Consider the following 24,314-nt stretch of genomic DNA (forward strand, 5'->3'; position numbering starts at 1 on the left):
CGATCGGGAGCAGTTCCCACTCCTCCTCAGCCAGGTGATCGATCAGTGTCGGCATCGCGGCATCGATCAGGGCCGCCATCCGCTCGCCGGCGGCCGCGTCCGCGGTCGCCGTCCACGTCGGCAGCTCCGCGCTGATGGCCGTGACGGCGGCGTTGACCTGCGCGTGCTGCGCATCCATCCGGTCCATCAGTTCCGGATCGAGCGCAGCTCGCTCGCGCAGCAGCGGGAAGAGCAGCTCGTCCTCGCCGGTGTGGTGTGTGTGGAGGAAGTCGACCATCTCCCGGGCATGCGCGCCGATGACCTTGGATCGTGCACGGTCATTGGCCGCGGAGCGGAACAGTCGCGGGAGCTGACCGAACTCGCGCCGGATGACGCGGTGGATCAGAACCATCTCGTGGGTATCGACACCGGGTCCGGAGGTGCTCACCGTGACTCCTCGATGGTCGTGGCGGCGGCGTTCTGGACGGCTTCGTGTGCGGTGGTTGTCGGTCGGCCGATGAGCTTGACCAGGTCGTCGCTGGCGGTGAACAGCTCTCCGCGAGCCAGGCCGGCATCGGCGTCAGCGACTGTGGCGGCCATCTCTGCGGGCAGTCCCGCAGCGGTCAGGGTGGCGGTGTAGTCGGCGACCGGCATGTCCTGGTAGGCGATGTGGGTGCCGAGCACGTCGCTGATCGTGGCGGCGAGTTCGGTCAGGGTGAACGGTGTTCCACCGAGTTCGTAGGTCGCTCCGAGGTGCCCGTCCTGCGTCAGCACCGCGGCGGCGGCAGCCGCGTAGTCGCGTCGGCTGGCCGCGCTGACCAGACCGTCGCGCGCGCTGCCCAACAGTGCGTGGTACTTGGTGATCATCGGGAGCTGGTCGGTGTAGTTCTCCAAGTACCATCCGTTGCGCAGGATGACGAACGCCGAACCGCTCTCACGCAGGTAGTCCTCCGTGCGGCGATGTTCGTCGGCGAGCGTCATGCGCGCGGTCGAGGCGTTGACGATGCTGGTGTACACGATCCTGGACACACCCGCTCGCCGCGCCGCGTCGATGGCGTTGCGGTGGTTGTCGAAACGCTCACCGACCGTCGTCGTCGAGACCAGCACCATCGCTTCGGCGCCGGCGAATGCGTCGTCGAGCGTGCTCGGGTCGGCGAAGTCCGCGCGCCGCACCGCGACCCCGTCCTGTGCGAGGTCGGCGAGTTTGTCGATGTCTCGGCCGGTGGCCACGATCTGCTCCGGCGGCGTTCCGGCGGCGAGGAGTTGACCGACGACGAGTCGGCCGAGGTGACCTGATGCGCCGGTGATGACAGTGGACATGGTAAATCCCTTCGATAGGGGTGCTGCGTGAACGAATTACGGCGTGAGCGAAGATCGTCAGTGCCGGGTGACTGATGGGGTTCGCCAGCTCCAGCCGCCGTCGGACGAACTAGTCAGCTTTCGTTACTACTTTAGGCACACGGTGGCGCCGAACGCAACAGCGGCAGGTGCGAGGCCACCGAGGGGCAGATTGCGCGCGCGGAGCTCACCGCTCCGCACGCGCCGCCGCGGTCGGGTCGGCGGCGATCCGGCTCGGCAGCGTTGACGTAGGGTGTGTACCTCGTGGGATCAGGTGGGCGACGGAGGCGAAAGCGGCATGGACGACGAGCAGCAGGTTGATCTGGGAACGCTGTTGTTCATCCCGTATCGGTACACCGAGGACCGGATTTTTCGGGCCCTGCGGGATGCCGGGTTCGACGACTGGACCCTCGCCCAGTGCCGGGTCTTCCAACGCGTCGCCCCGGACGGCTCGCGCCTCACAGACCTTGCTGACCAGGCGCAAATGACCAAGCAGAGCGCCAGCGTGATGGTCGACCAACTGGAACGCCTGGGCTATGTCCGCCGGGTCCCCGACCCCACGGACGGCCGCGCCCGGTTGATCGTGATCGAGCGGCGCGGCCGGCGGGCGGTCGAGGTGGCCATGGCGACACTCGACGAGATCCTCTCGGAGTGGAAGACCTACCTGGGCACCCGCAACTTCACGTTGCTGCACCAGATCCTGGATCAACTCCGCGAGATCACCGACCCCTACGCGCGGTAGACCCGGCCGCGCCGAGCCGTCCGTCCCGGAGTCCCGTTCGCGCCGAACTGCCGGGGCCGACGGGCGTCAGTAGACTGCGACTCCGCTTTGACACAGTCAGCTCTACCGACTAACTTCGTCAATGATTCTGACTATCTACCGACGATGGGCGAACGGTTGCCACGACACGATGCAAGGTGCCCGGACCACTCTCGTGTAGTCGCCGCCCCTTCACGCGGTCGGATCGGGGATTTCGAGGTTCGAGTAGTAGGCCTTCGTGAACGGAAATGCCGTGTCTAACCAGTGCCGGAGCGCGGCGTACAGCTTGGTGTAGTAGCCGTGCTCGTAGGCGTCCGGCGTGACCCACCAGCTGACGTCGACCTCGTATTCGATCAGTTCCTCGGTGAGGGGAGCCCGTCGCCCCATCGGGTAGAAATAGCAGCAGCCGAGGTAGTGGCCGCTGGAGTCGTACACGGCGTAGGTGAACGAGCCGCCGTCGCGGAACTCACATTCGTGCCAGACCTCATCGACGTAGTTGAAGTCGACGCTGACAGGCTCTGTCGGCCAGCTACCGCCGCGGGTCCGCCGGATGAGCTCGATACTGGCGTTGATGCCCCGCACATCCTCGTCGTTGTCGGCGCGGCTGATCGCCCGGGCGCGGATGTCGTCAAATGCCAGCTCGGCGGGGGCGTTCCACCCGGCGGGCAGGTCGAGTTGCTTGACCAGACCGTGATAGTTCATGACCTTCTCCTCCAGCACCCGAGTCGCGTCAGCGACGGACGCGGTAGCGGTCGCTTGAACCGTAGTCTCGGCGTGTACGTGTCATGTTCGACGTACCGTGGTGTCGACGACGGAGAGGAACTTCCCGATGTGGATCCGCCTGATCGCAGGGCTGGTACTGAGTGCTGTGGGCGTGTTGTGGATCGCCCAGGGCGCCGGGGCCGCGAAGGGGTCGATGATGTCCGGGCACCCGGCCTACGCGGGATTGGGCGCCGTCGTGCTGATCATCGGACTGTTCCTGCTGTTCACCGCTTGGCGCACGTCGCGCGGTAAGCGCAATACGCCCTGAGCGGGGACTTGTGACTTGTTATGCGCCGTTGCTCAGACCTTGCCGGCGAGGGCGCGCGCCGCGGGCAGGATGTCGTTGTCCGGGGACAGCACCTGGATGGCGACCTGGTCCGCGCCCGCTGTGAGGTGCGCGCTCAGCCCGGCGGCGACCGCGTCGAGATCGCCGTGCACGGCCAGCGCGTCGATGAGCCGGTCGCTGCCGGGGAATTCCAGATCCTCGGCGCCGAAGCCGATGCGCTTCAGGTTGGCGACGTAGTTCGACAGCCGAAGGTACATCCCGACGCGCGGGCGGGCGGTCTCGCGGGCCCGCGCGGCGTCGTCGTCGAGCACGATCTTCTGCTCGGCCACCAGCAGCGTGTCGGGGCCCAGCAGCTCCCGCGCGCCGCGCGTGTACTCGGGGGTGATGAGGTACGGCAGCGCCCCGGCCGTACGGGTGCGGGCCAGCTCCAGAACGCGCGGCCCCAGCGCGGCCAACGCACGTCGCTCCACGGGCACGCCGTGCTCGTCCAGTTCGTCGAGGTAGTCCACCAGCGCCTCGTACGGCTTGCGGTAGTCCGACGTGGCCTCCGGGTGCCCCGCGCCGATGCCGAGCACGAACCGGCCCGGGTACTTCGCCTCGAGCCGGTGGAAGGACTCCGCCACCGGCCCGGGCGCCGAGGCCCAGATGTTGACGATGCTGGTGCCGACGACCAGCCGCTCGGTCGCGTCCAGCAGCGGATCCACCATCTCCAGCCCGGCGGCGGGGGACGCGCCGAGCCAGACCGCCGAGTAGCCGAGCTGCTCCAGCTCGCTCGCGGCTTGCGGGTTCACGTGCATGTAGGGCGCCCAGATCGCGACCCGGCCCAGATCCTCAGTCGTCATACTCGCGGCAACCCCGGCCGCCGCTCGAGCTATTCCCGTTCGGCGTCCGGACCTGCCGTGAGCATTCCGTTCAGGAGTTCCTTGAGACCGTGCTCGAGTTCCTGCGCGGTCGGGGTCCTGCGCGAGCCCGCGCCCGCCAGGGAGTCGAAGAGCACTCCTTCGCACCAGGCGATGAAGGCACGCGCCTGGCGCTCCGGGTCGGCCGCGCCCAGCAGGGTGACGAGCTGGACGGCAGGCTCGCGGAATGCCGCGCCGGCCGCGTCGTAGATCTCGCGCAGCTCGGGGCGGCGCGTGGCTTCCAGCGCGAGTTCGAACCGGGCGAGGGTCTGCGCGCGGCGCTGCGTCAGGGTCTGGTGCAGCAGTTGGGCGACGGCCGCGGCGATGGCGTCGACCCCGGTGGGCAGCACTGTCGCCTCGCGGCCGACGGCGGGCGCCATCGCGGCCTTCTCGAGTTCGACGAGGCGCGCGAAGGCGGTTTCGAGCAGTGCGCTGCGGGTGCGTGCGTGATTCGAGGTCGATCCGGGGGGAAGTCCGGCCGCCTCGTCGACGGCGCGGTGGGTCAGACCGCGCAGGCCGCGCTCGGCGAGGAGGGCGATGGCGGTGTCGCCGATGATGTCGGGACGGGAGCGCGGCGGCCGGGGGTCGGTCATGCGATAGAGCCTAACCGGTTGACTACTACGGACGTAGTGGCGTAGAACTACATTCGTAGTATCACTACGGCTGTAGTAGCGATGTAGTCGCGGAACGGGATGGAACGGGACGGGAGCGGCAGCCATGTCGAACGCTGAGCACTACTCGGGCAGTGCGGACGGGGCCGATCGGCCGCGGGCGGTCATCGCCGGGGCGGGCCTCGGGGGCTTGACCGCGGCCGTCGCACTGCATCAACAGGGGTGGTCGGTCGCCGTCTGCGAGCGTGCCGCCGAACTTCAGCCGGTCGGTTCGGGTCTCGCGGTCGCGGCCAACGGGCTGCGGGCGCTCGACGTCGTAGGCCTCGGCGATGCGGTGCGTGCGCTCGCCGCGATCCAGGGCGACGCGGTGGTGCGGCGACCCGACGGACGCGTCCTGAGCCGCACCAGCGGCGAGGCGATCGTGCGCAGGTTCGGTGAACCGGTCGTGCTGGCACTGCGCTCAACCCTCCACGAGCTGCTCGCGCGCAGCCTCCCGGATGACGCGATCCGGCTCGGCACCGCGGCGACGGGCATCGATCCCGGTGACGACCACACCCCTGCTCGCCTGCTGACCGAGCGCGGCACGCTGGAAGCGGACCTCGTCGTCGTCGCCGACGGTGTCGACTCGGCCCTTCGCAAGGCACTGTTCCCCGACCACGGCGGACCGCGCTTCAGCGGCTTCACCGCCTGGCGGATGCTCGTCCCCGCGCCGTCAGCACCCTGCGTCACCGGCGAGACCTGGGGGCACGGCCGGGTTTTCGGGGTGACTCCGCTCGTCGACGGGCGGATCTACGCCTACGCGGCCGACCGTGCGGCCACGAAGACCGCCGACTCCGCGCACGACATCGGCGAGCGGGCCGAGCTCCTGGAGCGATTCGGCGACTGGCACGCCCCGATCCCCGAGCTGATCGCGTCAGCCGATCCGGCGGCGATCCTGCACCACGACGTCTACGAGATCGCCGAGCCGCTCCCGGCCTACCACCTGGGTCGCGTGGCCATCCTCGGCGACGCGGCGCACGCGATGACCCCTCATCTGGGCCAGGGCGCCTGCCAGGCGTTCGAGGACGCGGTGACCCTCGCCGCCGTGGTGAGCGGGAAGCCGGGGCAGTCGGTACCGACCGCGCTGTCGCGTTACACCGAGCTGCGCCGGCCGCGCGGCGCCGACCTCGTCCGGCGCTCCCACCGCATCGGCTCCTTCACCCAAGCGGCGTCACGCCCGGGCGTGGCACTGCGCGACCTGGCCGTGCGCGCGGCCTACCGGCTGCTCCCCGACGCGGTCCTGCGCTCCTTGGACCCGGTCCTCGCCTGGGAGCCTCCCCGGATCACCGGATCCTAGGTCGACGGAACCATACGGTCGCGGCGCCGCCACTCGACGACGGCAGCCAGACCGGCGACCACGCCGACGGCGAGGCCGGCGAACTGGATGGCGGTGCCGATGAAGGGGCCGAACGGGTCGGTGTGGCTGAGGTTGGTCCGGCCGGTCGTCGAGATGATGCCGCCGAACAGGAGGAACAGCGGCACGAGCAGGCCGAGCAGGCGCAGCGGCTTCCAGGGCACGAGCGTGACGAGCAGCGCGGCGGCCGCGAGCATGACGATGCCGGGCGGCACGGTCGGATACTTCACCCCGCCCGCGATCTGGATGATCATGCCGACGATCGCGAGGAGCAGTGCGGCGCCGTCGATCCGGGCCGGGACGGAGCTGGTGAGCTTGACGGACATGGGAATTCCCTTCGTGACGCCTGGTCAGCTGGACTTGATCTCACTGCGCAGCACCCTGAGCACGCCGAACGTGCCCGGTACCAGGACCCAGATGGTGAAGGAGACGAGCCACTGCAGCCAGGCCGTGCCGGTCATCTCGTGGTTGTAGAGCGGGCTCTGGGCGCTGATCAGGTCGAACCACGACTTGTCGGACTTGAGCGACGGGATCGCGTTGACCGCGAACGCGGTGATCGTGGGCAACACGTAGTAGGTGATGATCGCGGCGGAGCTGATCAGCAGGAGCATGCCGAACGCGAATCCCTCGGCGAGGGTGCCCAGCTGCACGACGATGAGGTCGCGGAACCCGCTGAAACCGAAGGCCCAGCTGCCGTTGCCGTGCCGCAGCGCCTCGCCGAGCAGGTTGCCGATGGCAGCGGTGACGAACGCGACGGCGATCGCCAGCAGACCGAACACGCCGATGGCGGCGGCCTTGGCACGCAGCACCCGGCCGCGGTGCGGCGCGAGGGTGAAGGTGACCAGTCCGGTGCGCTGGCTCCATTCGGTGGTGACGGCGAGCAGCCCGAGCGCCGGGAGCAGGAACTCCTGCGGGGTCTGGGTGAGGTCGACGAGGTTGCTGTAGGTCAGCGACTTCGGTTTCGAGGTGAACAGCGTGATCACCACGATGACCGGGGTGACCGCGATGATCACCGTCACCAGCCACTTGCCGGCGCGGGTGTCGGTGAGCTTGCGCAGTTCGGTGCGCAGCAGCCGGGAGAACGGCACCCCGGCGGGTCCGGTCAGCGACGGGCGCACCAGGGCCGCGGTCGGAAGGTTGGTCAGGGCGGGGCTCGCGGTCATCGTGCCACCTCGTCACGGGCGTCGTCGGCGGTCAGTTGCAGGAACAGGTCTTCGAGCTGGTCGGACCCGGCGGGCCGCAGCTCGAGCAGGACGACTCCGGCCGCGGCGGCGACCTGGGCGATGTCCTGGGTGGACGCGGCGATCAGCAGCCCATCGGTGCCGGGGCGCGCGGCGAAACCGGCGTTGCCCAGGGCCTCGGCGAACACGCGGTCGTCCTGGCTGTGCGCGAAGGTGTCGGTCGTGGCCAGCAGGTCGGCCTTGGCGCCCTGTGCGACGATCCGGCCGCGGCCGATCACGACGAGGTGGTCGGCGATCACCTCGATCTCGCGCAGCAGGTGCGAGGAGAGCAGCACGCAGCCGCCGCGATCGGCGAACGCGCGCAGCACTGAGCGCATCCAGTGGATGCCGGCCGGGTCGAGTCCGTTGGCCGGTTCGTCGAGGATCAGCACGCTCGGGTCGCCGAGCAGCGCGTGCGCCACACCGAGCCGCTGCCGCATGCCGAGCGAGTAGTTGCCGACTCGCCGGCGCGCCTCGGACTGGGTGAGCCCGACGAACTCGATCAGCTCGTCGGCCCGGTGGATGTCGAGACCCATCGTCATCGCGCCGATGACGAGCACCTCGCGTCCGGTGCGCCCGGAATGCTGGGCGGAGGCGTCGAGCAGCACGCCGACGTGCCGGCCCGGGTTGGGCAGCAGGCGGTAGTCGGTGTCCAGCACCCGGCACCGGCCGGAGGTGGGCGGGGTCAGGCCGACGAGCATGCGCAGCGTCGTCGACTTGCCGGCCCCGTTCGGGCCGAGGAATCCGGTGACGGACCCGGCCTGGACGGTGAAGTCGAGGTCGGATACGGCCGTGTAGGAACCGTAGGACTTGGTCAGGCCGGCGACTTCGATCATCGGCGGCGAGGTAGCGGCGGACGAGGTCATGGCGACTCCGTAGGGCGGTCGGTGGACCGGTCCCGAACAGCTCGGATCCGGCTACTCCACCTTCGCCGCGGCGCCCTGACACGTCGTCGGGCGAGCGTCGGCACCTGGCCGTACGTACTCTGACGTAGCGGGTCGAGCGCTGCGTACGTCCGTGCGGCATGCGTCCGTGCGGCATTTATCCGTGCGCCAGCGCCGCCGCGCGGGCGCGCTACTCGGCGGGGCGGACCAGCCCGGACTGGTAGGCGAACACGACGAGCTGCGCCCGGTCGCGGGCCCCGAGCTTGACCATCGCGCGGCTGACGTGGGTGCGCGCGGTCGCCGGGCTGAGCACGAGCTCGGCCGCGATCTCGTCGTTCGTCAGGCCCTGCGCGACGAGGGCGACGATCTCGCGTTCCCGTTCGGTCAGCGCGTTCATCATGGGCGGCACGAGCTTGGGCCTGACCGGCCGGGCGGTGAACTCGGCGATCAGCCGCCGGGTCACGCTCGGCGAGAGCAGCGCCTCGCCGCGGGCGACCTCGCGCACCGCGCGGATGAGCTCGGCGGGCTGGGTGTGCTTGACCAGGAAGCCGCTCGCCCCGGACCGCAGCGCGTCGAAGACGTACTCGTCGAGTTCGAAAGTCGTCAGCACGAGCACGCGCACCGCGGCGAGGCTCTCGTCGCCGACGATGCGGCGGGTCGCTTCGAGCCCGTCGACGCCCGCCATCCGGATGTCCATCAGCACCACGTCGGGCTTGAGCCGGCGCGCCTGCTCGACGGCGCGGGCACCGTCATCGGCCTCGCCGACGACGTCGATATCGTCCTCGGCGTCCAGGATCATCGCGAATCCGGCGCGCACCAGCGGCTGGTCGTCTGCGAGCAGGACGCGGATCACGAGCGCGGCCGCCAGTCGGCCCGCACCACGAACCCGCCCCGCGGCGCGGGTCCAGCCTCGAGCTGTCCGCCGGTCGATTCGGCCCGTTCCCGCATGCCGCGGATTCCGATGCCGCTCCCGCAGGACGCGGCCGGGGACGCGGCGCCCGCTCCGTCGTCGCGGATCTCGACGCGCAGGCCGCGGTCCTCCTCGGCATGCACGGTGACCTGCACGCTCGCTGCTCCCGCGTGTCTGATCACGTTGGTCAACGACTCCTGCACGATGCGGTACGCGGCGGTCCCGACGGCCTCGGGAACGTCCTCGGTTCGGCCTTCGACGACGATACTGGTCCGCAGCCGCGCATTGCCGCTGCCGGCCACCAACTGCCGGATCTCCGCGATCCCCGGCATCGGCATCCGCTCGGCCGCCTCGCCGTCCGCGCGCAGCACGTTGAGCATCGAGGTCAGCTCGTCGAGCACATCACCGCTGGCCTGCTGGATCGCCACCAACGCCTGCTTGGCCGCCTCCGGCCGCTGGTCGGCCACGTGCGCGCCGGCGGCGGCCTGGACGTTGATCATCGCCATCGCGTGGCCGACGCTGTCGTGCAGGTCCCTGGCGATGCGCAGCCGCTCCTCCGCGATCCGGCGGCGGCCCTGCTCCACCCGGGTCTGCTCGTCGCTGCGGGTGCGCTCCCGGACGCCGTCCAGGTAGGCGCGCCGGTTGCGCAGGGCCTCGCCGAGCAGCACCGCGGCGGCCGCCCAGCCCGCGAAGACCAACGGAAGGACGGTGAGGTGCTGCTGAGTGGCCAGCGCCGCGGCGGTGAGCGCCACGAGCAGCAGCGCGGCCCCCGACAGGGACGTGCGTCGCGGAGTGTGCCAGCCCAGCGAGAACAGCACGTAGATCCCGGCGAGGTAGACCGGCCCGTCCGGATAGCTGCGCCCGACGTAGCAGCTGAGCGCGGCGACCACCAGGATCACGGCCGTGCGCGGGAACCGGCGGCACAACGCGATCGACACGCCGCCGAGCACCATCGTCACGTACCCGAGCGCGTCCAGCGCGTGGCCGCCCGCGGGCGGCCTGTTGTGCCCGCTGGCCAGGAAGAAGAAGACGGTCAGGATCGCGGCCGGGGTGAGGTCGCGGCGCCAGCCGCCGGGCGCGCTCCGGCGCAGCGCATCCGTGATCTTCCGGCCTGTCATGTCCCCGAGATTACGATGCGCGCGCCTCCGGCGTCGTCAGGCGGCAGGCGGCATTCGCGGATACGCCGACGTGCGTACCCCCGATTGCCGCCTGCCGCCTGACGACCGCCGACACGACGCCCGACACGCTGGACCGCATGCAGGAACTGACTTTGCCCAAGGAGACCGGCCGAGCGAGGGATCGGGTCTTCGGGCCGCGCCTACGCCGCGGCGTGCTTACCGTCCACATTGTCGCCTCGGTCGGCTGGATCGGCGTCGACCTGTGCGTTCTCGTGCTCGCGATACTGGGCGCCACCAGCCACGATCCCACGACGCAGCGCTCGGCTTTCGTCGTCCTCGGACCGGTCGCGAACGTGCTACTGATCCCGCTGCCGCTCCTCGCACTGATCTCGGGGATCGCGATCTCGCTGGGCACGCGCTGGAAACTGCTGCGGCACTACTGGGTCGTGCTTTCGCTGCTGCTGACCGCGATTGCCGCGACGGCGGTGCTGTTCGCGCTGCGGCCGCGGCTCGTTCGCGCCTCTGAACTGGCCCGCAACGCAGCCGATCCCGGCTCGGCGGTGGGCGATCTTGGACAGCAGATCGTCACCGCGAGCTCGATCGCGCTCGTCGTCCTGTGCGCGGTGAACGCGATCAACGTCTACAAGCCCTGGGGGCGCACCGCGCGTGGCGCACGCGCGGCGGCCGGCGCGACGGCGAAGATCTCAACCACGAGCGGTCCTCGGCAGTCCTGATAGGGGTGATGTGACGAGTGGCCGGGCGTGCACGGGTGCGTCTGACAGGTAGGAGGGCTCTGATGGGGAAGACCTGGAGCGGCACGGTGGCGACGCTGGCCGTCGGCGCGGTCGCGGCGGCCACGTCGGTCGTGCTGGGGGTGCCCGGCACCGCGCAAGCGGCGGCGGCCTCCAGCGAGGTGCCCGGGTCGGCGGCGCGGGTCGCGCGGGCCGGGACCCTTGTCGGCGCGGTGTCCTCATCGCAGCGGGAGACGGTGCAGGTGTGGCTGAGCCCTGACGTGGCCGACGCCACCGCGTTCGCCAACGCCGTCTCCACGCCCGGCAACCCCGAGTTCCACCACTACCTGAGCCCGGCCGCGTACACCGCCAGGTTCGGTCCGACCACCGTGCACGCGGCGGCGGTCGCGGCGTGGCTGACCTCGGAAGGCCTGACCGATGTGCACGCCGGCGACGGCCGTGACTACGTGTCGGCGACCGGACCGGCGGCGAAGGTCCAGGCGGCGCTCCAAGTGCGGATCAACACGTACCGGGTCACGGGCGCGACCGGAATGCCCGAGATGATCCAGGCCGACGACCGCGCCGTGTCCGTGCCGACCGCACTGGCGTCCGACGTGCAGGCGGTGACCGGGCTGGACGGCGCGCCGCCGATCACCTCGCAAACCGCGGCCACGCCGTCGCCGACCTGCGCCCAGTACTGGGCGCAGTATGTGCGGAGCTTCCACCCGGCCTACCACGGCCTGACCACGGGTTCGCTGCCGATCTGCGGGTACTCCGCCGACCAACTGCGTGCCGCGTACGGTGCGACGACGACCGCCACCGGCAAGGGCCAGACCGTCGCCATGATCGAGGATGAGGCGCCGATCGCGATGTTCCAGTCGCTGACGGACTTCGCGAAGGCCAACAAGCTCCCGGCACCGACGTCCAGCCAGTTCCGTCAGGTGCAGGCGGGCAGTGCGGGAAGTGCGGGCAATGGGAGCAGCTGTGGCGCCGCGTCGGTCGGCAGTTCCGCCGCCGACGCTCCCGCGGCCGCCGCGGATCAGCCGCGGTACAACGACGAGTCGGAGATGGACTCCGAGGCGCTCTACACGATGGCGCCCGGCGCCGACCAGCTGATGGTCACCGCGGCGGCGGGCTGTGATGAGAACCAGGGTCTGCTCGACGCCGCGCTCTCCGTGCTGACGGGCAACGGCGCCCACCCGAGCGCCACCATCGAATCCAACTCGTGGCAGATCCCGGACGGCGCGGTGTCACCGGAGACCGTGCACGCGATCGACCTGCGAGCCGCCGGCGAGGGCGTCGGCATGTACTTCTCCTCCGGCGACGCACCCGGTCTTGCCGCTACCGCGTCCGACCCGTTCGTGACGGCGGTCGGCGGCACCACCCTCGGCATCGGGTCGAAGAGTGAGCGCCTGTTCGAGACCGGCTGGTCCGACGACCTCGCGTCCGTGGACAACGGCGCGTGGAGCGACGTCGGCGGTGACGGCGGCGCGGGCGGGGGCACCAGCCTGCGGTACGCGCAGCCCGCTTATCAGAAGGGCGTCGTCCCGGCCTCGATGTCGCATGTCACGGTCGGGAAGAAGACGGTCGTCGACCGGGCGGTGCCGGACATCGCCGCCGACGCCGACCTGAACACCGGCATGCTCGTCGGCTACATCGAGTCGGAGACCAAGGGCAAGCCCGGGCCCTTCCAGACGCAGGTCAACGCCGGCACCAGCCTGGCCTGCCCGCTGGTCGCCGGTCTCGTCGCCGATGCGCAGCAGGGCCAGAAGTCGGCCTTCGGCTTCATCAATCCGCTGATCTACAGCGTGGCCGGCACCTCGGCGTTGCACGACATCCTGCCGGTCGGCACGTCGATGCCGCAGCAGGACCGGGACGCCTACTCCCCGGCCAACGGATCCAACCCCGCGTCACTCGACACCTTCGATTACCAGGATCCGTCCTACACGACGCAGGTCACCGCCAAGGGCTACGACACGATGACCGGCATCGGCGCACCGAACGGCGCGGCCTTCATCAACGCACTGCGCAAGGGCGCGCATTAGGGCCCTTATGAACTGAGGTGGCGGTTGAACCAGTCGGTGATCGCGGTGTCGACGAGGCGCGCCTCGTCTGTCTGCGGGGCCGGCTCGATGCCGGGCTCGGCGGCGAAGCCATGCGCCATGCCACGGATGCTGGTCACGGCTACGTGCTCTGGATCGCGGTAGAGCTGCTGAAGCTCGGCATGCAGCCGTTGGGTCTGGAGCGGGAATGCCGGGTCGTCCCCGGCGCCGGTGACCAGCAGGAGCGCGGGCTGCGGGTCGCCGGCGGCGATCTCGGCGGCCCGGGCTACCAGGTCGAACCTGGCGGCGACTTCGCGCGACGTGTCGTTCCACGGGTAGGTCACGTTGAATCGGCGCTCGTTGACGGCCACGACTTCCGCGAGCTGAATGACCGGGCTGACCAGTGCCGCAGCGTTGACTCGCACGTTGTGGTCCGCCATCACCAGCTGCGCGGGCAGTGCGCCGATCGAAGCCCCCACGAGGCCGAGTGGCCCGCCCTCGACCGGAAGCTGCCCGCGCAGCGCGGCGAGCACCGCCGGAAACTCCTCGACCGCCTGCGTGACCTGAGGCTCGAACGCCTGCAGCACGGCGTCCTGATAGCCCAGCTGCATGAACTCCTTGAGCCCGCCGGGCAGCTGTCGTCGACCGTGCATCGGCAGGTCCAGATACACCCGCCACGCATTCACGCCGGAAAGCGGCAGCGCGGCTGCCATGGCAGCCGCGCTGCGCGGCGGGTCGTTCAGATGCCAGGAAACGATCAACGCGTCGGCTTGCCCAGGTGCCACACGCGCGGGTGGCCACGCCACGTAGGGAACACCGGCCGCCATGCCGGTCACGGCCTGATTCTCGCCGCCCATCGCGCACTCCAGTCCTGTGTAGTGCCGGTACGCCGCTGCGTCCGCGTCGCGAAACCCAATCTACGTTTCCCGTCGGACACTTTCCGCGAGGCGGATCGTCCCGGCGGGAATTCGGTCCCGATGGCGGTGCCGGACCCCACGCTTCACAGCGTTCTTCGATAGTCTGGGCGCGAGCCGAGTCTCCGAGATCGCAAGCCGGGGGGCCGGGGGCGACGCGAGTCGAGGTGGGACGATTGGTCCGGATACCGGTGACGCGGCTAGTGTGGCCGGCCCGGCCGAGGGCCCTGCTGGCGCTGCCGTTCGCCGTGATGCTCCTGGTCGCGGGCGCGAACATGGCCACCTCGTCGCGGATGGGACTGCTCGCGCTGTACTCCCTCGGCCCCGCGTTCGCCTCCGTGGCCGGTTCGGCGCGACGAGCGCTGGCGGTCGGTGCGACGGCTCTCGCGCTGTGCATGCTCTCCGCGGCCTACAACGGGATCGAGGGCACGTCACGGCAGATCGCCGCGATGTTCGCGGTCCTCGGAACGACCGCGGCGGCGATCACGGCGGGAGCGGTGCGGCGGCGGATCGAGCACGAACTGTCCGACGTGCGTTCGATCGCGCAGACCGCCCAGCGCGTACTGCTGCGCCCGGTGCCGACCCTGGCCGGTCCGATGCGGATCGCCGTGTCCTACACCTCCGCGGCCGCGGCGGCACGGATCGGGGGCGATCTGTACGAGGTGGCTCCCGCGCCGCGTACCACCAGAGTGATCATCGGGGACGTCCAGGGCAAGGGGCTCGAGGCGGTGGAGACGGCGGCACTCGTGGTCGGCGCCTTCCGGGAGGCCGCGCCGGACGAGGCCAAGCTCGCCGAGGTCGGCCAGCGGCTGGAACGGTCCCTGAACCGGCGGCTGGAGGGCGAGGAGTTCGTCACCGCCGTCCTGGTCGAGGTCGACGACGAACACTGCGTCACCCTGCTGAATTACGGACACCCCGCTCCGCTGCTGGCGTGCGCCGACGGAACCGTCGTGTTCGCCGAACCGCCGCAGACCGCCCCGCCGCTCGGCCTGGCCGCACTCGGGCCGGACCGGCCCGTGCCGTATTCGGTCTCCCTGCATCCGGGCGACCAACTGCTGCTGTACACCGACGGCGTCACCGAGGCGCGCAATCGCCGCGGCGAGTTCTATCCGCTCGCCGAACGCGTCGGCCTGCTGCGCCATCCGGATCCCGAGCAGGCGCTGGAGGCGGTGCGTCGCGACCTCGAGGCCTATGTGTGCGGTCCGCTTACCGACGACGCCGCGATGCTGCTGCTGCGCTACCGCTGACGCTGCTTCTAACGCTGCTTCAGGGCGATCCAACGGTGCGGGAGGGCGAGCGCCATGAGCAGCAGCGGCCAGACGGGCTGGACGTGGCAGGCGAACTCGGTGACGGACTCCTCTTCGGCCGTGAACGTGCGCTCGGGGCTGCGGCGCGTGTCGGTCGAGGTGAGCTGCAGGGTGTGCGGGCCGGGGGCGACGGGGATCTCGACGCTCCCGTCGGGTGCGATCTGTCCGGCCGGATCGCCGTCGAGCAGGATCTGCCAGGAGCGGCTGCGGTCGACGAGGGCCACGGCCATCGGCATGTGGCGGTTGAGGAGCAGTGTTGCGCTCATGGTGGCCTCCTTCAGGCTTTGGTTCCGGTGATCAGGCGTTCGCGGTCGAATATCGACGCGACGAGTCTGCCCGCGGCGAGGTCGATCGCGAGGAGCGCGGCGCCGAGGACGAGGGCGATCTTGAGGCTCGGGGTGATGACGCCGAAGCCCATCAGGGCCGTGACCGCCAGCGGCGGGAAGCTGGCGAGACTGGACAGCTGCTGGGCGACGCGTACGTCGCTGGTGCGGGTGGAGATGGCGATCCCGGCCCAGATCGACCAGCCGGCGAGCAGCGGGGTGAACAGGATCTGCGCGAGGATCCGGCCGGCCTGGAAGACGTCGTCGGCGACGTTCTGGTGGGCGAAGATCCCGGCGCACGCGAGGAAGATCCCGTACATCGTGTAGGAGATCGCCAGGGTGGGCACGTAGGCGGCCAAGGCCTTGCCGATCAGGAGTTCCTCGCGGCGCAACGGCGTGGTCAGCACGGGTTCGAGGGTGCCCTGCTCCCGCTCGCCGACGACCGCGTACGAGGAGACGAACGCGGGCACGAGCGCCGGGATGAGGGTGAGGTAGAGCAGCGAGACCCCGATCCCCGCATTGAGCTTGTTCGAGGCGGCGTCGGCGGGCAGCGAGAAGATGGTCACGATCGGCGCGATCATGAAGAGGATCGGCATGATCGCCATGCTCGATGCGATGAAACGGTTGCGGCGGTAGTCGCGCAGCTCCTTCACCACGACGGCCCGGATGCGGGTGACGCTCAGGGTCCTGATCATCGCTGCTGCGCCTCCACATCGGTGTCGATCAGCTGGAGATAGACGTCTTCGAGCGAGTGACGGATCGGGGTGAGGGCGAGCAGGTCCGCTCCGGCCGTCACGAGGGCGCGGGCCGCCGCGGGTGCGGCGGTGTCGGCGTCCGTGACCGAGAGGACGTATGCGCCGTCCTCGGACCGCTGCCAGCCTTCCGCGCCGGGCAAGGCTGCGAAGACCTCGTCGGGATCGGCGAGCGGCGCGCGGGTGCGGATCTCAATGCTCTTACTGAAAAGCTGCTCACGCAGCTCGTCCGGCCGTCCGATCATCCGCAGGGTCGTGTTCAGGATGCCCACGCGGTCGCACAGCTGCTCCGCCTCGGCCAGCCGGTGCGTGGTCAGGAAGATCGTCACACCGCGCTTGCGCAGCGCGTCGATCAGGTCGTGCACCTCGCGGGCCGCCACGGGGTCGAGGCCCGACGTGGGTTCGTCGAGGAAGAGCACCTGCGGGTCGGTCAGCAGGGCTCGGGCGAGGCCGACACGCTGCCGCAAGCCCTTGGACAGCGATCGGCACAGGTCGTCCGCGCGGTGCTCGAGCCCGACCGACCGGAGAGCCCGCTCGATGCGGGCCCGCCGGTCCGGCAACTCGTACAGCCCGGCGAAGTAGCTGAGGTTCTCGGCGACGCTCAGCCGCAGGTAGAGCCCCGGAGACTCGGGCATCACCGCGATCCGGCTGCGGATCGCCACGCCGTTGTCGGCGCTCAACGGCAGACCGGCGACGGTCGCGGCGCCCGAGGTCGGCGCGATCAGCGTGCCGAGGGTGCGCACCGTGGTGGTCTTGCCGGCGCCGTTGGGTCCGAGGAACCCGAACACCTCGCCGTACGCGACCTCGAAGGACACCTCGGAGAACGCCGTGCGCTCCCCGAAGCGCTTGGTCAGGTTCTGCACGACCAGCGCCGGGCCGGTGGTTCGCTCCGTACTCACACTTTAAGTGATATCACTTTGCTATACCGGGGTCAACGGGTCGGGACCTGCTGGTGGATGGCGACGGCGCCCTCGGTGGCGCCCGTGCCCTTCTTTGTGAGCAGCGCGATGGTCGCGCTCGTTCCGGGTAAGCGGATTCTTCGCACGGCAGCCGCTTGGCAGCAGCTGTTTGACCGCCTTTCAGCGCGAGCAGATCACCCCTGGTGGCCGCGTCCGAGGGTAGAGTTGCCAGCCCGGAGGGACATATGCGGCGGCGGTTGAAGGGAGCGCGGCGCGGTGAGCCAGGGCGCGGGTGCGGAGGTGCCGATTCCGCTGTCGGCGCTCGCCGCCGTCCAGCAGGCCTTGCGAACCGTGCACACCGCCGCGGGACTGCAGGCCACGCTCCAGGCGATCGCGGACGGCGTGACCACCTCGACGCCGTACCAGGAGATCGCCGTCACGGTCGCCAAAGAGCCGAACGCGGCCGAGCTGCACACCATCACCGTCGTCGGCACACCCGAGGCGCAGGCGGCGCTGCTCAACACGACCTGCCAACGTGCCGCGCTGGAGGAGCACCTGGCCGGCGGCGAGCAGTGGGGGTCGCTGCGGCTGCGGCGCGGCCCCGACACGACCGAGGGCATCACCACCTACTGGCCCGAATTCGAGCCACTCGATGTTCCGGACGCCTGGCTGCCGGACTACGAGTTGAACGCGCCGCTGTACGCGCCGGACGGCGAGCTCGTCGGGATGCTGTCCATGGACCAGCCACGCGGCGGCCGCATCCCGGCGCCCTGGGTCAACGAGATCCTCGAGGTCTTCGCCGAGCAGGCCGTGATCGCGATCCTCAACGCGCGTCGGCACGAACAGGCGCTGCGGGCCATGGAGACGCTGGAGCGCGAGAAGGCCGAGTTGCACGCGGCATTCACCGAGCAGTGCGCGCGCGAGACGCACCTGCGCTCGGAAACGCGCCGCGACCCGCTGACCGGCCTGGCCAACCGCGTGATGCTGGAGGAGCGGTTGGCGGAGTTGCTGGCCGCGCAGACCCCGGTGGCGGTCGTGTTCTGTGACCTCGACCATTTCAAGCAGGTAAATGACACGCACGGGCACGCGGTCGGCGACGAGGTGCTGCGGGTGACGGGGCATCGACTGGCGCGGAGCCTGGCGGACGCGGCGTGCGTAGCCCGGATCGGGGGCGACGAATTCGTCGTCGTGGCCGCGGACGTGCAAGAACCCGCGGCGTCGAAGCTGTTGCAGCGCATCGGTGAGGCGTTCTCGGCCGAGCCCGTGGAGGCCTTGGGGCTGCGCCTGCGGGTCACGTCCTCATTGGGGCTGGTCTGCGAGGCCGCGCACGAGGGTCCGGTCTCGCCGGCCCGGCGGGTCGAGGAGTTGCTGGACCGCGCCGATCGGGAGATGTATGCGCACAAGCGTTCACGGGCCGGCGTGGACCATCTGCTGACGCTCGCGGATCGTGCGTAAGGCGCGGATCGAACGGGCAAGGCGCGGATCGAACCGGGTAAAGCTGGTACCCCCTTGCCGGGGAGGATCCGACGTACCGTGGTGGTCATGGATGCGCGTACCGAATTCCACGACTTCCTGACCTCCCGCCGCTCCCGGCTCACCCCCGAGCAGGCCGGATTGCCGGTCTACGGCGGGAACCGGCGCGTGCCCGGGCTGCGCCGCGAGGAGGTCTCGCTGCTGGCGGGCATGTCAGTGGACTACTACGTGCGGCTTGAGCGGGGGAACGCGAAGGGCGTGTCGGACAGCGTCCTCGAGGCGCTCGCTCGGGCCCTGCGACTCGACGAAGCGGAACGCGCGCACCTGTTCGACCTCGCGAACGCGGTGAACGCGTCCGGCGCGGCGGCACGGGCGTCGGCGTCGTCCAGAGGTAGCGGTTCCCGCTCCCGCAACGTGGCGCGCCCGCGGGTACGCCCGAGCGTGCAGCGGATCCTGGACGCGATGACCACAGTCCCGGCCTACGCGCGCAACCACAGGTTCGACGTCATGGGCTACAACCGGCTCGGCCGCGCCCTGATGTCCCCGGTCTTCGAGGACCAGACCCGCCCGCCGAACCTGGCCCGCTTCCTCTTCCTCGACCCCGCCGCCCGCGAGTACTACCGCGACTGGAGCGGCGTGGCCAACGACGTCGTCGCCGTGCTGCGCAGCGAGGCGGGCATCGACCCGCACGACAAGCCGCTGCAGGACCTCGTCGGCGAACTCTCCACTCGCAGCGAGGTCTTCCGCACCCGCTGGGCCACCCACAACGTGCGCTTCCACCGCACCGGCGCCAAGAACCTCCACCACCCCGCCGTCGGCGACCTCGACCTCACCTACGACGCCATGGAACTCCCCGCGGACCCCGGCCTGGTGCTGATCGCCTACAGCGCCGAGCCCGGCACCCCCTCGCACGACGGCCTCAACCTCCTCGCCAGCTGGGCGGCGACCCTGGAGGCCGAGAATTTCAACGTTAAGCGGCCGGCGGCTGCAGATTTTCCGCGAACGGCGCCGTCCGGGCAATAAAGATCTCTGATGCCATCTCCGGCCAATTCTTCCTTGGAAAAAATGACGCGGGGCGGCCTTCAGGGCCCTTAGATCATGGCCTCGCGGCGATTGTGGCGACGCCGCGTCGGCAAGGCAAAGACCCCTGCCCAGGCGTCGCTGAGACGCAGGACTACAGCGTACGTCCACTCGAATGGCGCAATTGCAGACTTCGGATCAGCCGAGCGGCTCAATGGCGCCGAGCAGGCTTTACGTACGGTTGCAGACTGGTGATACTGTACCTGCAACTTACCGGTGATCATTGCCAATCAAGATCAATGATCATGAACGCTTCAGGTCCTGTTACGACCCGTCGCCGACAAGTACCGGCCACGCTGTGCGTTTGAGAGGAGTAGGACCATCATGGACACCACCGCTGAGAAGTCCGCCATGACTTCCGCCCTGACCGACGTCCGCCAGGCCCCGCTCGGCCGGCTGTCGGCACCCGAGACGCTCGACCGGCTGCGCCCGGCCGACTCGGGCAAGGTCGCCGTCGCGGCCTTCAACGCCTCTCTCTAGAGACGGGCGCATTTCGCGGATCTGACAGGGCGACACCGCAGTTTTTGTTGCTCAGAAACACCATCAGATCGGCGCGCGACGCTTTAGGATTGCGGCAATACCGGCAACCTCGGCGGACACCGCCGAGGTTGCCGGACTGCATCTCCTTCGAGGGTTGGGTTCCGTGACCGCGCGCTTCGCCCCGTTCAGGCAGTTCGTCCTCAAGGTCCACTCGCGCTGCGATCTCGCTTGCGACCACTGCTATATGTACGAGGCCGTAGATCAGGGCTGGCGCTCGCAGCCCATGGTGATGAGCCGCGAGACGGCCGCGGCGGTGGGTCGGCGGATCGCCGAGCACGCGGGGGAGAACGGGCTCGACCTGGTTCGCGTGATCATGCACGGGGGCGAGCCGTTACTGGCCGGGGTGGACCGGCTGCGCGAGATCATCGGGGCGGTGCGCGAGCCCTTGCTGGCGCTGCCCAAGCCGCCGCGCCTCGACCTGCGCATCCACACCAACGGCGTGCAGCTCGACGAGCGGTTCTGCCGGCTGTTCGCGGAATTCCACGTCAAGGTGGGGGTATCGCTCGATGGCGATGCCGGCGCGAATGACCGGCACCGCCGTTACGCGAACGGGAAATCGAGCCACGCCCAGGTCCTCGCTGCCCTTGCGCTGCTCCGGACACCCCGGTACCGGCACCTCTACGCGGGAATCCTCTGCACGATCGACATCGCCAACGACCCGGTCGCGGTCTACCGCGCCATGGCCGCCGAGCAACCGCCCCGGATCGATCTACTGCTTCCACACGCGACCTGGGACAGCCCGCCGCCGCGACCGGACGCCATCGCCCGCCCCTCGACCGCCTTCGATCCCGCGTACGCCGCGTGGCTGCTGGAGATCTACCGCGCGTGGAACACCGATGGCCGCCCCTTCGGCATTCGGCTGTTCGACTCGATCCACTCCACCCTGCACGGCGGCCCGCCGCTGACCGAGGCCCTCGGCGTGGCCCCCAGCGACCTGCTGGTGATCGAGACCGACGGTTCGATTGAACAGGCTGATTCGCTCAAGGTGGCCTTCGACGGGGCCGTGGACACCGGACTCACGGTGCAGGAGCACCCGCTGTCGGCGGCCGGCGCGAACGCGCGGATCTTCGCGCGGCAGAGCGGCCCGGAGGGATTGTCCGCCCAGTGCCGCTCCTGCCCCGTGCTCGCCAGCTGCGGCGGGGGTCTGTACGCACACAGATACCGCGGGGCCGAGGAGGATCCCGGCGATCCGGCCGCGGCGTTCCGGAATCCCACCGTGTACTGCGCGGACCTGCTCTCGCTCATCCAGACGATCGAGAAGACGGAGAGCGCCGCGATGGTCGCGTCGGAACGCCTTACGCTCAGCACCGCGCGTTTCGACCAACTGGCCGCGGGGTTCGGGGACGCCGCCGCGATCGGGGAACTGGCCGTGGCACAGGCGAGCATCAACCGCTCGCTGCTCGCGGCCTGCGGCCAGGCCCTGGCCGAGCAGACGCTCGAGGCCGCGGTGGCATGGGAATTCCTGCAGGTTCTCGACTCCGACCACCCGGCCGCCGTCGCGGAGACCATCGCGCACCCGTTCTTCCGCGCTTGGGCGTTCAGCGCGGTCGCCGACCCGGTGTCGACGCATCCCGCCACCTTCACCGGCTACGTCCTCGCCGCAGCTTCGCGCGCCGGGCTCGCCGTCGAACTGCCCGTGCCGCCGGACACCGCGGCCGTATACCTGCCGGGTATCGGGCGGATCGCGACCGGCGGGGGTCATGCGGCAGTCGGCGAGGGCGGCAGGCCGACGCGCAGCCTTGCGGAGTCCCACTACCTCGGCGGTGGCGAGGACGGGCCGAGGGTCCTGTTGGAGGACATCGACGAGCAGCGCGACGCCTTCCAGCTGCGGCCCGCTTCGCGGCTCGCGGCGGACGAACTGGCGCAGTGGGGTTCCGCGTACAGCGGCGCCTGGCGCCTCATCCAGAAGCACTATCCCGAGTACGCACCCGGTCTGGCGGCCGGCCTTCGGGTGATCATGCCCCTGATGCCCTCGCCGGACGGGCACGCCGCGAGCGGGACGGCGCGCCAGGCGTTCGGCGCGCTCGGTCTGGCGCTGCCGCCGGAGCCCGATGTCCTGGCGCTGTTGCTGATTCACGAATTCCAGCATGTGAAGCTGGGCGCCGTACTCGACCTGTTCGACCTCTACGACGAGTCCGACACGCGGCTTTACTACGCGCCGTGGCGCAAGGATCCGCGGCCGCTCGAGGGACTGCTGCAGGGCACGTACGCACATGTGGCCGTCGTCGACTTCTGGCGCCGGTGGGCGGAGCGCGGCGACGCGAAAGCCGCCGTGCACTTCGCCCGTTGGCGGGCGCAGACCTGGGAAGCGGTCGGGCAGCTCGAAGGCTCCGGGTCGCTGACCGAGCACGGCGCCCGGCTGGTGGCGCGGCTGCGGGAGACAGTGGCTCCGTGGCTGGAGGTCCCGGTCGGGGCTGAGGCGCAGACCGAGGCGGTCCGGAAGAGTGACGAGCACCGTTCGACCTACGAAAACGCCGCGGCGGGCGACTGATGGAGGGCGAATCCCCTGTAAAGCAGTACTCTGCCAAGATGGCGGCGGAGCCGATGGACCGCGGCCGGCTCCGGAAGGAGCTGGCCGGGCTCGGGCTGAGCGCGGGCATGACCGTGCTCGTGCACTGCTCGCTGCGCCGGATCGGCTGGGTGGAAGGCGGTGCCGACACCGTGCGCGAGGCGCTGCTCGACGTCATCGATGAGCGGCGCGGCACGCTGGTGGTTCCCACTCAGACAGGTTCGAACTCGGAGAGTTCCGCCGAGTACCGCGCGGCCGTCGCCGATCTGGACGAAGCCGAACTCGAGGCCCATCGAGGCGGGATCAAGGGCTTCGATCCGGCCATCTCCCCCTCCGAAGGCATGGGCGCGCTCGCCGAATCGGTGCGCACACACCCGCGGGCACACCGCAGCCCGCACCCGATCAGCTCCTTCGCCGCCGTGGGCGCGCACGCGGCGGAGCTGTGCACCGAGCATCCGCTCGACTGTCTACTCGGGCCCCAGTCGCCGCTCGGCCTGCTGGCCAGGCTCGATGCCGGCGTCCTGCTCCTCGGGGTCGGCTTCGACAAGTGCACGGCCTTCCACCTCGGCGAGGACCGGGCGCTGCCGGAGTGGCGGCCGTACCGCTGCAAGATCGGCGAGGATTGGCTGGATTTCAAAGGCCTCTCATATCAGGACTTCGATTTCACGGAGCTCGGCGCGCGATTCGAACATACGCACTCCGCGGCCGTGCGTGGGGGTGGCGTCGGGGCGGCCAGTGCCCGGCTGTTCCCGCTGGCCCTAGCTGCGGACTTCGCCGCGAAGCACCTGCCCGACTTGCGATTCGCACGCTGATTCGCTCCGGTCGCGCGCCGCAATGCGCCCCCTGTTTCGTACATCTCTCCAGCCCTATAGTGGAAGAGCTGTCACGAACCGGATCTTGCGTACGGGGCCACCGAGAGGATGATCCATGGGGCCGAACTCTCCGGAATCGGCGCCGTCGTCACCGGCGGAGTTCGATGCCTTCGGCCCAACGTTCTTCCTCAGCTATTCCAGGGTCGCACCGCTGCGCGGGGACCGTTCGGACCCGGACTACTGGGTCAAGCGCTTCTTCCACGAGCTGGCCGCGGAGATCCGCGCGCTGGACGCCGGCCTGCGGCATGGCTTCATCGCCGACCACGTGCCGCCGGGTTCGAGCCCGGAAACGCTCACCGCGCGCAATCTCGCCAGTTGTCGAATATTCGTTCCCCTGTATGGGGACGACTACTTCGACGATGAGCAGTGCGGCCGGGAATGGACGGTGTTCGAGCAGCGAAGACAGTTGCGCCGCGCCCGAACCGGGGACGACGGCGAGTCGGTCGTGCCCGTGCTGTGGACTCGGCCGGGGCGCGAGGATTGGCCGGCGTGCGCGCATCGGGTGCGGCCGAATCCGTTGCTGTCCAACGATCTTTATCTCCGCCTCGGCCTGTTCGAGCTGATCCGGCTGCACGAGCGCGCGTACCGCGAGGTGGTGCGGCTGCTGGCCAAGGAGATCGTGCGACGCGGGCACACCGAGGCGCCGCCGGTGGCCACGGAGGACGCGCTTTCCTGGGCTACGCCCGCCTTTCCCGCGCCGGGCCGGTCCACC

At 70.0% G+C, this 24,314-nt stretch carries 26 protein-coding genes; 12 read left to right on the forward strand and 14 right to left on the reverse strand.

Annotation, left to right across the window (positions count from 1 at the left end):
• Together VG296_RS23140 and VG296_RS23145 are read right to left on the reverse strand one after the other, a co-directional pair.
• The coding region (locus tag VG296_RS23140; RefSeq protein ID WP_325569006.1) for a hemerythrin domain-containing protein at window positions 1-427 on the reverse strand (427 nt) is incomplete at its 3' end.
• Window positions 424-1,299, reverse strand: a complete 876-nt coding sequence (locus tag VG296_RS23145; protein WP_325569008.1) for an SDR family oxidoreductase — start codon at window positions 1,297-1,299, stop codon at window positions 424-426. The genes VG296_RS23145 and VG296_RS23140, both read right to left, overlap by 4 nt.
• Before the next feature lie 316 nt (window positions 1,300-1,615).
• Between VG296_RS23145 and VG296_RS23150 the strand changes: the two genes are divergently transcribed.
• Window positions 1,616-2,059: a MarR family winged helix-turn-helix transcriptional regulator gene (locus VG296_RS23150; RefSeq protein WP_325569010.1), complete on the forward strand. Its 444-nt coding sequence runs from the start codon at window positions 1,616-1,618 to the stop codon at window positions 2,057-2,059.
• Window positions 2,060-2,269: 210 nt separating this feature from the next.
• Here the strand turns inward: VG296_RS23150 and VG296_RS23155 are convergent, their stop codons facing one another.
• Window positions 2,270-2,779, reverse strand: coding sequence for a hypothetical protein (locus VG296_RS23155; RefSeq protein WP_325569012.1), 510 nt, complete (start codon window positions 2,777-2,779; stop codon window positions 2,270-2,272).
• A gap of 127 nt (window positions 2,780-2,906) precedes the next feature.
• On the opposite strand from VG296_RS23155, the gene VG296_RS23160 reads away from it, so the two are divergent.
• Window positions 2,907-3,107, forward strand: a complete 201-nt coding sequence (locus tag VG296_RS23160) for a hypothetical protein (protein WP_325569014.1) — start codon at window positions 2,907-2,909, stop codon at window positions 3,105-3,107.
• A gap of 32 nt (window positions 3,108-3,139) precedes the next feature.
• Here the strand turns inward: VG296_RS23160 and VG296_RS23165 are convergent, their stop codons facing one another.
• Window positions 3,140-3,967 carry an LLM class F420-dependent oxidoreductase gene (locus tag VG296_RS23165; protein ID WP_325569016.1) on the reverse strand — a complete coding sequence of 276 codons (828 nt, stop codon included), beginning with the start codon at window positions 3,965-3,967 and terminating at the stop codon, window positions 3,140-3,142.
• 29 nt (window positions 3,968-3,996) lie between these two features.
• Window positions 3,997-4,617: a TetR/AcrR family transcriptional regulator gene (locus tag VG296_RS23170; RefSeq protein ID WP_325569018.1), complete on the reverse strand. Its 621-nt coding sequence runs from the start codon at window positions 4,615-4,617 to the stop codon at window positions 3,997-3,999.
• 124 nt (window positions 4,618-4,741) lie between these two features.
• Here VG296_RS23170 and VG296_RS23175 point away from each other — a divergent pair, with 124 nt between their 5' ends.
• A complete protein-coding gene (locus VG296_RS23175) occupies window positions 4,742-5,971 on the forward strand; it encodes an FAD-dependent monooxygenase (RefSeq protein ID WP_325569020.1) in 1,230 nt (409 codons plus the stop codon).
• Here VG296_RS23175 and VG296_RS23180 read toward each other — a convergent pair.
• The 5 genes from VG296_RS23180 to VG296_RS23200 form a co-directional block, all read right to left on the reverse strand.
• Window positions 5,968-6,354 (reverse strand): hypothetical protein, encoded by a 387-nt coding sequence (locus VG296_RS23180; RefSeq protein ID WP_325569022.1) that lies wholly within the window; start codon window positions 6,352-6,354, stop codon window positions 5,968-5,970. The genes VG296_RS23175 and VG296_RS23180 overlap by 4 nt on opposite strands.
• Before the next feature lie 24 nt (window positions 6,355-6,378).
• On the reverse strand, window positions 6,379-7,191 hold the full coding sequence (locus VG296_RS23185) for a hypothetical protein (RefSeq protein ID WP_325569024.1): 813 nt from the start codon (window positions 7,189-7,191) through the stop codon (window positions 6,379-6,381).
• Window positions 7,188-8,084, reverse strand: coding sequence for an ABC transporter ATP-binding protein (locus VG296_RS23190; protein ID WP_349259671.1), 897 nt, complete (start codon window positions 8,082-8,084; stop codon window positions 7,188-7,190). The genes VG296_RS23185 and VG296_RS23190 overlap by 4 nt, the downstream gene beginning before the upstream one ends.
• A 238-nt stretch (window positions 8,085-8,322) precedes the next feature.
• The gene (locus VG296_RS23195; RefSeq protein WP_325569028.1) at window positions 8,323-8,985 is read right to left on the reverse strand and encodes a response regulator transcription factor; all 663 of its coding nucleotides are present in this window, start codon (window positions 8,983-8,985) and stop codon (window positions 8,323-8,325) included.
• Complete coding sequence (locus tag VG296_RS23200; RefSeq protein ID WP_325569030.1) at window positions 8,982-10,160, reverse strand: sensor histidine kinase; 1,179 nt, start codon at window positions 10,158-10,160, stop codon at window positions 8,982-8,984. Before VG296_RS23200 ends, VG296_RS23195 begins: the two co-directional genes overlap by 4 nt.
• A gap of 137 nt (window positions 10,161-10,297) precedes the next feature.
• Here VG296_RS23200 and VG296_RS23205 point away from each other — a divergent pair, with 137 nt between their 5' ends.
• Together VG296_RS23205 and VG296_RS23210 are read left to right on the forward strand one after the other, a co-directional pair.
• Window positions 10,298-10,894 (forward strand): DUF2269 family protein, encoded by a 597-nt coding sequence (locus VG296_RS23205; protein ID WP_325569032.1) that lies wholly within the window; start codon window positions 10,298-10,300, stop codon window positions 10,892-10,894.
• A 62-nt stretch (window positions 10,895-10,956) separates the two neighbouring features.
• Entirely contained in the window at window positions 10,957-12,936 is a 1,980-nt protein-coding gene (locus VG296_RS23210; RefSeq protein WP_325569034.1) for a S53 family peptidase, read from the forward strand.
• A 5-nt stretch (window positions 12,937-12,941) separates the two neighbouring features.
• On the opposite strand, the gene VG296_RS23215 is transcribed toward VG296_RS23210, so the two are convergent.
• The gene (locus VG296_RS23215) at window positions 12,942-13,790 is read right to left on the reverse strand and encodes an alpha/beta hydrolase family protein (RefSeq protein WP_325569036.1); all 849 of its coding nucleotides are present in this window, start codon (window positions 13,788-13,790) and stop codon (window positions 12,942-12,944) included.
• A 248-nt stretch (window positions 13,791-14,038) separates the two neighbouring features.
• Here VG296_RS23215 and VG296_RS23220 point away from each other — a divergent pair, with 248 nt between their 5' ends.
• The gene (locus VG296_RS23220; protein ID WP_325569038.1) at window positions 14,039-15,094 is read left to right on the forward strand and encodes a PP2C family protein-serine/threonine phosphatase; all 1,056 of its coding nucleotides are present in this window, start codon (window positions 14,039-14,041) and stop codon (window positions 15,092-15,094) included.
• Window positions 15,095-15,102: 8 nt separating this feature from the next.
• Here VG296_RS23220 and VG296_RS23225 read toward each other — a convergent pair whose 3' ends face one another.
• The 3 genes from VG296_RS23225 to VG296_RS23235 are packed head-to-tail and all read right to left on the reverse strand — an operon-like array spanning window position 15,103 to window position 17,128.
• On the reverse strand, window positions 15,103-15,420 hold the full coding sequence (locus VG296_RS23225) for a hypothetical protein (RefSeq protein WP_325569040.1): 318 nt from the start codon (window positions 15,418-15,420) through the stop codon (window positions 15,103-15,105).
• Window positions 15,421-15,431: 11 nt separating this feature from the next.
• Window positions 15,432-16,172, reverse strand: a complete 741-nt coding sequence (locus tag VG296_RS23230; RefSeq protein ID WP_325569042.1) for an ABC transporter permease — start codon at window positions 16,170-16,172, stop codon at window positions 15,432-15,434.
• Window positions 16,169-17,128, reverse strand: a complete 960-nt coding sequence (locus tag VG296_RS23235) for an ABC transporter ATP-binding protein (protein ID WP_325569043.1) — start codon at window positions 17,126-17,128, stop codon at window positions 16,169-16,171. Before VG296_RS23235 ends, VG296_RS23230 begins: the two co-directional genes overlap by 4 nt.
• Window positions 17,129-17,404: 276 nt before the next feature.
• On the opposite strand from VG296_RS23235, the gene VG296_RS23240 reads away from it, so the two are divergent.
• The 6 genes from VG296_RS23240 to VG296_RS23265 all read left to right on the forward strand — a co-directional run.
• Complete coding sequence (locus tag VG296_RS23240; RefSeq protein ID WP_325569045.1) at window positions 17,405-18,583, forward strand: GGDEF domain-containing protein; 1,179 nt, start codon at window positions 17,405-17,407, stop codon at window positions 18,581-18,583.
• A gap of 87 nt (window positions 18,584-18,670) precedes the next feature.
• Complete coding sequence (locus tag VG296_RS23245) at window positions 18,671-19,624, forward strand: helix-turn-helix transcriptional regulator (protein ID WP_325569047.1); 954 nt, start codon at window positions 18,671-18,673, stop codon at window positions 19,622-19,624.
• A gap of 381 nt (window positions 19,625-20,005) precedes the next feature.
• Window positions 20,006-20,161, forward strand: coding sequence for a hypothetical protein (locus VG296_RS23250; protein ID WP_325569049.1), 156 nt, complete (start codon window positions 20,006-20,008; stop codon window positions 20,159-20,161).
• Window positions 20,162-20,324: 163 nt separating this feature from the next.
• On the forward strand, window positions 20,325-22,712 hold the full coding sequence (locus VG296_RS23255) for an FxsB family cyclophane-forming radical SAM/SPASM peptide maturase (protein WP_325569051.1): 2,388 nt from the start codon (window positions 20,325-20,327) through the stop codon (window positions 22,710-22,712).
• 38 nt (window positions 22,713-22,750) lie between these two features.
• Complete coding sequence (locus VG296_RS23260; protein WP_325569053.1) at window positions 22,751-23,542, forward strand: AAC(3) family N-acetyltransferase; 792 nt, start codon at window positions 22,751-22,753, stop codon at window positions 23,540-23,542.
• 115 nt (window positions 23,543-23,657) lie between these two features.
• On the forward strand, window positions 23,658-24,314 hold a 657-nt coding region (locus VG296_RS23265; protein ID WP_325569055.1), incomplete at its 3' end, for a TIR-like protein FxsC.

The organism is Actinospica sp. (assembly GCF_035552695.1).
Classification (GTDB): domain Bacteria; phylum Actinomycetota; class Actinomycetes; order Streptomycetales; family Catenulisporaceae; genus Actinospica.

Bases quoted from the DNA above. Each gene is read 5' to 3' on its own strand.
- VG296_RS23250 (WP_325569049.1), top strand. From the start codon at position 20,006: ATGGACACCACCGCTGAGAAGTCCGCCATGACTTCCGCCCTGACCGAC.
- VG296_RS23150 (WP_325569010.1), top strand. From the start codon at position 1,616: ATGGACGACGAGCAGCAGGTTGATCTGGGAACGCTGTTGTTCATCCCG.
- VG296_RS23215 (WP_325569036.1), bottom strand. From the start codon at position 13,790: ATGGGCGGCGAGAATCAGGCCGTGACCGGCATGGCGGCCGGTGTTCCC.
- VG296_RS23200 (WP_325569030.1), bottom strand. From the start codon at position 10,160: ATGACAGGCCGGAAGATCACGGATGCGCTGCGCCGGAGCGCGCCCGGC.
- VG296_RS23185 (WP_325569024.1), bottom strand. From the start codon at position 7,191: ATGACCGCGAGCCCCGCCCTGACCAACCTTCCGACCGCGGCCCTGGTG.
- VG296_RS23155 (WP_325569012.1), bottom strand. From the start codon at position 2,779: ATGAACTATCACGGTCTGGTCAAGCAACTCGACCTGCCCGCCGGGTGG.
- VG296_RS23230 (WP_325569042.1), bottom strand. From the start codon at position 16,172: ATGATCAGGACCCTGAGCGTCACCCGCATCCGGGCCGTCGTGGTGAAG.
- VG296_RS23210 (WP_325569034.1), top strand. From the start codon at position 10,957: ATGGGGAAGACCTGGAGCGGCACGGTGGCGACGCTGGCCGTCGGCGCG.
- VG296_RS23145 (WP_325569008.1), bottom strand. From the start codon at position 1,299: ATGTCCACTGTCATCACCGGCGCATCAGGTCACCTCGGCCGACTCGTC.
- VG296_RS23225 (WP_325569040.1), bottom strand. From the start codon at position 15,420: ATGAGCGCAACACTGCTCCTCAACCGCCACATGCCGATGGCCGTGGCC.
- VG296_RS23260 (WP_325569053.1), top strand. From the start codon at position 22,751: ATGGCGGCGGAGCCGATGGACCGCGGCCGGCTCCGGAAGGAGCTGGCC.
- VG296_RS23245 (WP_325569047.1), top strand. From the start codon at position 18,671: ATGGATGCGCGTACCGAATTCCACGACTTCCTGACCTCCCGCCGCTCC.
- VG296_RS23205 (WP_325569032.1), top strand. From the start codon at position 10,298: ATGCAGGAACTGACTTTGCCCAAGGAGACCGGCCGAGCGAGGGATCGG.
- VG296_RS23180 (WP_325569022.1), bottom strand. From the start codon at position 6,354: ATGTCCGTCAAGCTCACCAGCTCCGTCCCGGCCCGGATCGACGGCGCC.
- VG296_RS23190 (WP_349259671.1), bottom strand. From the start codon at position 8,084: ATGATCGAAGTCGCCGGCCTGACCAAGTCCTACGGTTCCTACACGGCC.
- VG296_RS23160 (WP_325569014.1), top strand. From the start codon at position 2,907: ATGTGGATCCGCCTGATCGCAGGGCTGGTACTGAGTGCTGTGGGCGTG.
- VG296_RS23170 (WP_325569018.1), bottom strand. From the start codon at position 4,617: ATGACCGACCCCCGGCCGCCGCGCTCCCGTCCCGACATCATCGGCGAC.
- VG296_RS23165 (WP_325569016.1), bottom strand. From the start codon at position 3,967: ATGACGACTGAGGATCTGGGCCGGGTCGCGATCTGGGCGCCCTACATG.
- VG296_RS23175 (WP_325569020.1), top strand. From the start codon at position 4,742: ATGTCGAACGCTGAGCACTACTCGGGCAGTGCGGACGGGGCCGATCGG.